Here is a 6,290-nt window from a genome sequence, read left to right as displayed (position 1 = left end):
TTTCTGGACTGCTCTCACATCGTCCAGAAGTTTCTGGTCCGTCAAGCAGGACTCAAAGGACTCCTGTGTAAAACCGGCGAGCTTGGAGATCTGCAGCAGCGCTTCCTTGGTGTTGTTGACGCCGACCCAGCTCGGCTGCTGCTTGAACAGCACGTCGACCATGGCGAAGTAATTGTCCTTGGAGCAGCGCGCCAGCATGAAGCCGGCCTCGGCGCTCGGGTCGAACGGGAATTCGCGCAGGATGTAACGCGCCTTGCCGGTGTCGATATACTTGGTCTTCAGCTCGGGGAAGGTGGTCATGGCGAAATGCGCGCAATGCGGGCAGGTCATCGAGGCGTATTCGACGATGGTGACCTTGGCGTCGTCCTTGCCGAGCTGCTTTTCGGGCAGCGCGCCGGGCTTGAGCAGTTCCGCCATGTCGACCGTGCCCTGTGCCTCCGGCACCTGGGCGGCCGCCGGAGTGGCGGCGGGCTTGGCAGGCGTCGACGGGTCGGCGGGCTTCACGTCGGCGGCCTTGGCCTCCTCGCCGGAGTCGCTGCATGCGGCAAGCAGCGCCACCGCAGGAACAGCGGCCAGCGCTGTCAGAAGGTTTCTGCGGGACAAGCTATTGCCAAACGGGGCACGGTTCATGCGAATCACCTGATATCGGTTGGATTTTGCAATGCAAGGGCTAGAAAAGGCGAGAGTTGGCGCGAATTAAGGCATCCCGATCCCCAATCCAATCGCGAAACTTGATCACGAGCATCACGAATGCGCGAGATTGGTGACGCATTCATGACGCTTCTTACGACCCTTTGGGCTTCCTTTCACCCAAAATTGTGGCGCCAAGCCGCTCCAGCGAAGCGCGCAGGCCGTCGTCCTCGATCTTGCCGACCAGATGCGAAAGCTTTGCCTTCTCGGCCTCGGTCAAGGGTCGCGGCGCGGGCTTCGGCCGCGCCTTTTGCGAAAGCACCGGTTTCTGCAGGATCTTGATGCGGCCGATAGCGTTGAAGCCCAGGAAGGCGTTGACGCGGTTGATGACCTCGCCGGCCTCGTGCTGCAGATGCAGAGCCGCCATGCCTTCGCAGGCGATGATCAGCGTCGCCGGCTCGAACGGGTCGTCCTCATGCAGCCGGCGCGGCCACTGGATTTTTTCCGGGCGCGAATGAGTGGCCAGGCGCGGCCCGGCGATTTCCTCCCAGGACTGCACCAGCCCGATCGAGATGCCGGCGCGCTTCTTCAGCACCGGGTCGAGGATCTCGGTGGCGAGATCGCTCACCGGAACGGGATTGCCGAAGGGCCTTTTCCCTGCCATGTGCGTTCTCCATTCCCCAATTCATCCGATCAATGGCACCGCTCGACCAGACCCGCAAGGCATCACAGAAAGCCGCGTCCGAAGACACGGGCATCGCGTCCCGCCTGCTTGCCTGGTACGACGCGCATCACCGCGACCTGCCCTGGCGCGTCACGCCGGTTGCGTTTGCGCGCGGCGTGAGGGCCGATCCTTATCGCGTGTGGATGTCCGAGGTGATGCTGCAGCAGACCACGGTCGAGGCGGTAAAGGCCTATTTCCGCAATTTCGTCGAGAAATGGCCGACGGTCGAGGCGCTGGCGGCGGCCCCCGCCGAAGACGTGATGAAAGCCTGGGCCGGGCTCGGCTACTATTCCAGGGCGCGCAATTTGAAGGCCTGCGCCGACCTCGTCGCGCTGCGCGGCGGCCGCTTTCCCGACACCGAGGCCGGCCTGCGCGAATTGCCGGGGATCGGCGCCTATACGGCGGCGGCGATCGCGGCGATCGCCTTCGACCGGCCGGCGGCAGTCGTCGACGGCAATGTCGAGCGGGTGATGACCCGGCTCTATTCGATCGAAGCCCCGCTCAGCGAAGCGAAACCCGAAATCCGCGCACTGGTCGAAAAGCTGGTGCCGCAGGCCAGGCCCGGCGATTTCGCCCAGGCGATGATGGATCTCGGCGCGACGACCTGCACGCCGAAGCGGCCGCGCTGCATGCTCTGCCCGGTCCGCGAGGATTGCAGCGCCATTCTCACGGGCGATCCCGAGCGTTTCCCGGTCCGCCTGCCGAAGGACGACAAGCCGCTGCGCAGGGGTGCTGCGTTCGTCGCCGAGCGCGCCGACGGCGCCATCCTTATGCGCAAACGGCCGGAGAAAGGCCTGCTCGGCGGCATGACCGAGGTGCCGACCACGGGCTGGACGGCGCGGATCGACGGCGCCACGACAGCCGGCGCCGCGCCCTTTCCCGCCGATTGGCGGCGCGCCGGGCAGATCGGCCATGTCTTCACCCATTTCGCGCTCGAGCTCGAAATCTTCCACGCCCGCGTCAACGGCGCCGCGCCATCCGGGCATTTCTGGTCGCTGGCCCACGAGATTTCCGGGGAGGCGCTGCCGACTGTCATGAAAAAGGCAATCGAAGCGGCCATACCGGGCGCGACCAAGAGACCGAAAGGCATGCAATGACCGAAATCCGCCATATCGTCTTCGACATCGGCAAGGTGCTGGTCCATTACGATCCGGACATTCCGTTCAGCCGCCTGATCCCCGATGCCGGGGAGCGGAAATGGTTCTTCGATAATGTCTGCACCAGCGCATGGAATCTCGAGCAGGATCGCGGCCGGACCTGGGAAGAAGCCGAGGCGCTGCTGATCGCCGAGCATCCCGACCATGCCGAGAACATCCGCAATTTCCGCCGCTACTGGCACGAGATGGCGCCGCACGCCTATGAAGACAGCGTCGCTTTGCTGGAAGGCCTGATCGAGGACGGCCACGACGTGACGCTGCTCACCAACTGGGCCTCGGACACGTTCCGCGAGGCCCGCGCCCGCTTTCCGTTCCTGGAAAAGCCGCGGGGCGTCACCGTCTCCGGGGATATTGGCCTGATCAAGCCCGACCGCGCCATCTACGACCATCACGTCGTGTCGTTCGAACTCGATCCGTCGGCCTCGCTATTCATCGACGACAGCCAGAAGAATGTCGACGGCGCCAAGGCCGCCGGCTGGCAGGCGCTGCTGTTCACCGACGCCCCGACGCTTAAAGCGGATCTTGAACGGCTCGGGATTGTGGCCTGAACTGAATCGCTTGCGGCGATCCGTTGAAGCGTCGTTTCAAGAGCGGACCGGCGGCTCAGGCCCCTGCCCGCTCCATGCCGAGCCGGGCGATGCGGCGCAGCTCGTCGATCGGGGTCAGGCCGCCGCTTCGCTCATAGTGCCAGAAGGTCCAGCCGTTGCAGGCGTCCAGCCCCTGCACCTCGGCGCCGATCTTGTGGATCGAGCCGGCGCTGTCGCCGATCGCCAGCGTGCCGTCGGCGCGCACTTTCGCCGCCCAGCGCTTCTTGGCGTCGTAGAGCGTGGCGCCGGGCGCGACAAGGCCGTTGTCGATCAGGCTGATGAAGGCGACGCGCGGTTCGGCGCGCTTGCCCGAAAGCACTGTCAAATCAGCGTTTTCCAGCGGGCGCACCGCGGCGATGCGCTCATTGGCTGCGTCGATATAGGCCTGCTCGCGCTCGATGCCGACGAAATGGCGACCGAGGCGCTTGGCGACCGCGCCGGTGGTGCCCGAGCCGAAGAAGGGATCGAGCACGACGTCGCCCGGCTTGGTCGAGGCCATCATGATGCGGGCAAGCAGCGCTTCCGGCTTCTGTGTCGGATGCAGCTTGTTGCCGTTCTCGTCCTTCAGGCGCTCGCCGCCGGTGCAGATCGGAAACAGCCAGTCGGAACGCATCTGCAGATCGTCGTTGGAGGCCTTCAGCGCTTCGTAATTGAAGGTGTAGCCCTTGGCCTTCTGGTCGCGCGAGGCCCAGATCATCGTCTCATGCGCGTTCTGGAAGCGGCGGCCGCGGAAATTCGGCATCGGATTGGTCTTGCGCCAGACGATGTCGTTGAGGATCCAGAAGCCGAGATCCTGCATGCGGGCGCCGACGCGAAAAATGTTGTGGTAGGAGCCTATGACCCAGATGGTGCCGCTGGGCTTCAGCACGCGGCGCGCCGCGAGCAGCCAGGCGCGGGTGAAGGCGTCATAGGCTTCAAAACTCTCGAACTGGTCCCAGTCATCGTCGACGGCGTCGACCTTGGACTGGTCGGGCCGGTGCAGGTCGCCGTCGAGCTGCAGATTGTAGGGCGGGTCGGCAAAGATGATGTCGACCGACTTTTCCGGCAGGCGGTCGAGGGCGGCGACACAATCGCCCTTGAGGATCGTGTCCAGCCATTCGGACTTAAGAGGGGCGTGGGAAAGCTCGTCGAGAAGACGCACGGCAGACATCAAAACACCCAAACAAACGCGTTACGGTTTACTGGCTGTTATGGTTACCGATCAGCGTAAACATTCGGTGAAGGCCCGACGCCTGACCCTCGGCGGTTTGCGCAGGCCGGCCCGTTGGTGTATGCCGCGCCGCTTAAGCCAGTCAGGCTCCTCCCCCAACGACCCAGATTGCCATGCCCCAGCCAGATCTTGTCATTTTCGATTGCGACGGCGTGCTCGTCGATTCCGAAATCATCGCCGCGCGCGTCGAGGCCGAGCTTCTGACATCGGCCGGCTTCGAGATTTCGGCTGTGGAGATTTCCGAGACCTATGCGGGGCTGACCTTCAAGGACATCATGCTGCGGCTCGAGGAGAAGTCGCACATTCCGTTCCAGGCCTCGCTGATCGACCGCGCCGAGGAGCTGGTCGACCGCAAGCTGCGCAGCGACGTGCGCATCATCGACGGCGCCCGGGAGGCGGTTGCGGCCGTCACGGCACCGCGCGCCGTCTGCTCCAACTCACGCACCGAGCGGGTCGAATTCATGCTGGAGAGGGTGCGGCTGCTGCCGTTCTTCGCCGGCCGTATCTTTTCGGGCCTGGACATACCCAGCAAGAAGACCAAGCCGGCGCCGGATGTGTTCCTCTACGCCGCAGAGAAGCTCGGCGCCAACCCGAAGAACACTTTCGTCATCGAGGACTCCGTGCACGGCATCGCCGGCGCCAGGGCGGCCGGCATGCGCGTGATCGGCTTCACCGGCGCCGGGCACAGCTATCCGGGCCACGCCGACGCGCTGACCGAGGCCGGCGCCGAAACGGTCATCCGGCGCTGGGCGGAGCTCAACAGCACGATTGCGGCGCTCTCGGAGTGGTCGGAAGACGCCTAAATCCGTTCCGATCCCAGCCCTGCTCAGTTCGTCGCCGGAGCGCGTTTCTTCCGCTTGCCTTTCGACTTGTCCGCTGGGGCGGCCGGCGTGTTTTCGTCAAAGCCCGCATAGGCCTGGTAATCCTTTGCGGAAGGCTCCGGCACCACGACATTGGTATCGGTGAAGACGAACTGGGTTGCGGCCGAAGGATCGGTGACCTGCACCTGGTACTGATGGAGCTGCGAATAAAGCACCTCGTCGCCACGCTGGACGGCGATGCGGATCGGCATCATGACGGTTCCGGGCGCGAACATCGGGCCCGGCACGACCTTGCCCGCGACCGCGATCTTCATCGACAGCTGGCCGTTGGCATGGGTGCAATCGCGCGTCATGTCCGCGATCGAGGCCTGGTAGATGATCTTGGACGGATCGTGAGCGGGATCGACCGGCTGGCCGTTGGGGACGGTCTGGGCTGCGGCGGCCGCCACCTCGGCTTCAGCGTCGGCCGCGGCGTCAACCTTCTTTTTCTTCGGCTTCGCCGCCGTGCCCTTGGCATAGGTGTTGAAGAAGGCTGTCCCGTCGCGCAGCGTCACTTTCGGGCAATAGGCCTGCAACTGGCTGGCGAGTATCTTGGGGTCCTGCGGCGGTATCGGAGCTGTCGGATCGGGTTTCTTGCCGATGCCGAGGTTCAATATGCCATTGTCGCTCGATTGGCAGCCGGCGGCGGCAAGCATAAAGCCGGCGAGCGCCAGACCCGCGACAAAGCGACGGTTGACCGAAAAAAACGCCATGAAACTGCACTTCCCTCTCACAAAGCCGGTGACGTATAGCAACGGCGCGGCAAAAATGCGACTGAGCCGGCTCGGAAAATTAACCAATTGCCGTGGATGACGCGACCGGCAGCAATGGGCCTTTTACGATGCAATATGTGAGTACCCGCGGCGATGCGCCCGCGCTTGGATTTTCAGACGCGGTGCTGGCCGGGCTGGCGCGCGACGGCGGGCTTTACCTGCCGCGCGAATGGCCGCGGTTTTCGCCCGCCGACATCCGCGCCATGCGCGGGCTTGCCTATCCGGACCTTGCCATCCGCGTGCTGACGCCCTTCCTCGGCGGCGAGATCCCGGCGCCCGTCTTCGAGCGGCTGGTGCGCGAGGCCTATGCCACTTTCCGGCATGAGGCCGTGTGCCCGCTGGTGCAGAC

Annotated in this window: 7 protein-coding genes and 1 pseudogene; 4 read left to right on the top strand and 4 right to left on the bottom strand. The window is 64.5% G+C overall.

The features are described 5' to 3' along the window. A partial coding sequence (locus EOA24_RS24175; RefSeq protein ID WP_133374589.1) for a thioredoxin domain-containing protein occupies positions 1–630 on the bottom strand: 630 nt, incomplete at its 3' end. Positions 631–784: 154 nt separating this feature from the next. Beyond that, complete coding sequence (locus EOA24_RS24170; protein WP_126078545.1) at positions 785–1,294, bottom strand: DUF721 domain-containing protein; 510 nt, start codon at positions 1,292–1,294, stop codon at positions 785–787. A gap of 32 nt (positions 1,295–1,326) precedes the next feature. On the opposite strand from EOA24_RS24170, the gene mutY reads away from it, so the two are divergent. Together mutY and EOA24_RS24160 are read left to right on the top strand one after the other, a co-directional pair. Next, positions 1,327–2,451, top strand: coding sequence for an A/G-specific adenine glycosylase (mutY, locus tag EOA24_RS24165; RefSeq protein WP_126078546.1), 1,125 nt, complete (start codon positions 1,327–1,329; stop codon positions 2,449–2,451). Next, positions 2,448–3,059, top strand: coding sequence for an HAD family phosphatase (locus EOA24_RS24160; RefSeq protein WP_126078547.1), 612 nt, complete (start codon positions 2,448–2,450; stop codon positions 3,057–3,059). The genes mutY and EOA24_RS24160 overlap by 4 nt, the downstream gene beginning before the upstream one ends. Positions 3,060–3,114: 55 nt before the next feature. On the opposite strand, the gene EOA24_RS24155 is transcribed toward EOA24_RS24160, so the two are convergent. Further along, entirely contained in the window at positions 3,115–4,248 is a 1,134-nt protein-coding gene (locus tag EOA24_RS24155) for a site-specific DNA-methyltransferase (protein WP_126062194.1), read from the bottom strand. Between the two features lie 173 nt (positions 4,249–4,421). On the opposite strand from EOA24_RS24155, the gene EOA24_RS24150 reads away from it, so the two are divergent. Further along, entirely contained in the window at positions 4,422–5,111 is a 690-nt protein-coding gene (locus tag EOA24_RS24150; protein ID WP_126078548.1) for an HAD family phosphatase, read from the top strand. 23 nt (positions 5,112–5,134) lie between these two features. Here the strand turns inward: EOA24_RS24150 and EOA24_RS24145 are convergent, their stop codons facing one another. Further along, a complete protein-coding gene (locus tag EOA24_RS24145) occupies positions 5,135–5,881 on the bottom strand; it encodes a hypothetical protein (RefSeq protein ID WP_126078549.1) in 747 nt (248 codons plus the stop codon). A gap of 128 nt (positions 5,882–6,009) precedes the next feature. On the opposite strand from EOA24_RS24145, the pseudogene EOA24_RS24140 reads away from it, so the two are divergent. Next, a pseudogene (locus EOA24_RS24140) lies at positions 6,010–6,290 on the top strand (threonine synthase); the annotation flags it as partial.

This window comes from Mesorhizobium sp. M2A.F.Ca.ET.039.01.1.1, from assembly GCF_003998035.1.
Classification (GTDB): Bacteria; Pseudomonadota; Alphaproteobacteria; order Rhizobiales; family Rhizobiaceae; genus Mesorhizobium.
Note: the sequence above shows the minus strand (reverse complement) of the source record. Positions and strands in the feature narration are given on the sequence as shown.

Bases quoted from the DNA above. Each gene is read 5' to 3' on its own strand.
- EOA24_RS24170 (WP_126078545.1), bottom strand. From the start codon at position 1,294: ATGGCAGGGAAAAGGCCCTTCGGCAATCCCGTTCCGGTGAGCGATCTC.
- mutY (WP_126078546.1), top strand. From the start codon at position 1,327: ATGGCACCGCTCGACCAGACCCGCAAGGCATCACAGAAAGCCGCGTCC.
- EOA24_RS24160 (WP_126078547.1), top strand. From the start codon at position 2,448: ATGACCGAAATCCGCCATATCGTCTTCGACATCGGCAAGGTGCTGGTC.
- EOA24_RS24155 (WP_126062194.1), bottom strand. From the start codon at position 4,248: ATGTCTGCCGTGCGTCTTCTCGACGAGCTTTCCCACGCCCCTCTTAAG.
- EOA24_RS24150 (WP_126078548.1), top strand. From the start codon at position 4,422: ATGCCCCAGCCAGATCTTGTCATTTTCGATTGCGACGGCGTGCTCGTC.
- EOA24_RS24145 (WP_126078549.1), bottom strand. From the start codon at position 5,881: ATGGCGTTTTTTTCGGTCAACCGTCGCTTTGTCGCGGGTCTGGCGCTC.